This is a genomic window from Roseateles sp. P5_D6, from assembly GCF_054049415.1.
The window spans coordinates 1-1,387 of record NZ_JBFUMK010000055.1 but is presented as its reverse complement, the minus strand read 5'-3'; the positions used below and the strand labels follow the sequence as shown (position 1 = coordinate 1,387).

The following is a 1,387-nucleotide window of genomic DNA, read 5'->3' as shown; positions in this document are numbered from 1 at the left end:
CCGCTTATGCGCGCAGCACCAGCGGCCAGACTGCAGCGCGCTGGGCCGCGCAATGGCAGGCGCTGCGCACACTGGGCGCAGCGCAGGCGCGTGAAGCCCCTTTGCCCGGTGCCGGTCTGGCGCCGCTGGAAACCTATTTGCGCGGGCTCGGCCGCAACGAGCCGGCCAACCAGCTCGCACAAGCGGTGAACAAAACCGACAAAGCCATGCAAAGCGCATCGCCCGCCAACAAGGCCGGCATGGGCAGCGCCGGGCGTTCACTGGCCGACCTGAAAAAACTCGCGGAAGCCGACATCGCGCCCGCGCTGGAAGTGAGCATCGGCTTTTCAGACGCCGACGGCGACTAGGCATTTGCATGAAAGAGGCTGAGGCCCTGACAACACTGCGGCGCCGGCAATGGCTGGCGCTGGCAGCGGCCGGCACCAGCGCCTGGCTCAATCCCGCCCTGGCAGCTGCCGTCACTGCCACTRCYCGGCCGCAGCAGCTGGTCGCCGCCTGGGAGGCMRCGCACGGCTACCAGGTCGGTGTGCTGGCGTATCGCRGCGCCGCRCTCCRGGTCAGCGCCGCACTCGACGTACCGACRCGCGCCCATGGCGTGTGGGTCGAGCCCAGCGGCACRCTGCTGGCGGTGGCCCGCCGGCCRGGTGACTGGCTGCTGCGCTGGAGGCCCGAAGGCAACGGCACAGGCCAGGCCATCGCCTGGGGTTGGGCCGAGCCCGACCGCGCCTTCAACGGCCACGTGATCGCCAGCCCCGACGGCAACACGCTCTACACCACCGAAACAAACCTCGAAACCGGCGAAGGCCTGGTCGGCCTGCGTGATGCCGCCACGCTGGAAAAATTGGGCGAATGGCCGACCCACGGCATGGACCCGCACGAACTTTTGCTGGACGACGACGGCAGCCTCGTCGTGGCGAACGGCGGCATTCCCGCGCTGCCTGAAACCGGCCGCCTGAAAATTCACATGGACCGCATGGACGCCTCGCTGGTGCGGCTGGACGCACGCAGCGGCGCGCTGCTGGGCCAGTGGCGCCTGGCCGACAAACGCCTGAGCCTGCGGCACATGGCGTGGGGCGGCGCGCCGGCGGCAGGCGGTGCGCGTGTCCTGGGCATCGCGCTGCAGGCCGAGCATGACGACACCGCGGCCAAAACCGTCGCGCCCGTGCTGGCGCTTTTTGACGGCCGGAAGTTGCAAACCTGCGCCGCTGCCGACGGGCGCGTGCTCGCCGGCTACGGCGGTGACATCACCTGGGCCGCGGGCAGCTTTGCCGTGGGCTGCCCGCGCGCCAACGGCGTGGCCGTGTGGCAGGCCGATGGGCGCTGGACAGGCTTTTTCCCGCTGGAAGAAGCCTGCGCCGTCACGTCGGCCCCGGCCGCGGGCCAGGCT

At 70.7% G+C, this 1,387-nt stretch carries 1 protein-coding gene and 1 pseudogene; both read left to right on the top strand.

Translation table 11 applies throughout. The annotated features are described in order from the left end of the window. Positions 1 to 347: pseudogene (locus ACXJKM_RS30065) on the top strand (imelysin family protein); the annotation flags it as partial. 8 nt (positions 348 to 355) lie between these two features. After that, positions 356 to 1,387: DUF1513 domain-containing protein (locus ACXJKM_RS30060; protein ID WP_457356666.1), on the top strand; the 1,032-nt coding region annotated here is incomplete at its 3' end.